The organism is Mesorhizobium sp. M6A.T.Ce.TU.002.03.1.1 (assembly GCF_003997275.1).
GTDB classification, from domain to species: domain Bacteria; phylum Pseudomonadota; class Alphaproteobacteria; order Rhizobiales; family Rhizobiaceae; genus Mesorhizobium; species Mesorhizobium mediterraneum.
The window spans coordinates 1-610 of sequence record NZ_RZTI01000303.1 but is presented as its reverse complement, the minus strand read 5'-3'; the positions used below and the strand labels follow the sequence as shown (position 1 = coordinate 610).

The 610-nt window shown below is 62.1% G+C and carries 1 protein-coding gene; it reads left to right on the top strand.

Translation table 11 applies throughout. The annotated features are described in order from the left end of the window. Positions 1 to 17: 17 nt before the first annotated feature. Positions 18 to 610, top strand: a 593-nt coding sequence (locus EOC93_RS33650) for a porin (RefSeq protein ID WP_164759403.1), incomplete at its 3' end; no start/stop codon positions are given.

The window sequence follows — 610 nt, the reverse complement described above, 5'->3', positions numbered from 1 at the left end:
TGACTGGAGGTCAGAAAATGAACATCAAGAGCCTTCTTCTCGGCTCCGCTGCGGCGCTGGTCGCAGTTTCCGGTGCGCGCGCCGCCGACGCCGTCGTCGTCGCCGAGCCGGAACCCGCTGAATACGTTCGCATCTGCGACGTCTACGGCGCTGGCTACTTCTACATCCCCGGCACCGAAACCTGCCTGCGCATCGGCGGCTATGTCCGTTACGACATCGGCGTCGGCGACGTCGGTACGTTCACTGGTGCGACGTCCGGCGACCACGAGGACGGCGACGAGAACGACACCTATTGGAAGCGTGCTCGCTTCACGCTGAAGACCTGGACCGGCCAGGAGACCGAACTCGGCACCTTGAAGACCTTCACCGAGACCCGCTTCAATTTCGGCAACAGCCAAGGCCGCGCCGACTTTGCTGGCTATGACCCAGATGGGAACCCGGACTTCTTCCCCAACGAGGCCGGCAACACAGGCGTTTCGCTGAACTTCGCCTGGATCCAGCTCGGTGGTCTGCGCGTCGGTAAGGACGAATCGGCCTTCGATACGTTCATCGGCTACGCCGGCAACGTCATGAACGATACGCTGGTTCCCTATGGCGGCTTCGACACCAA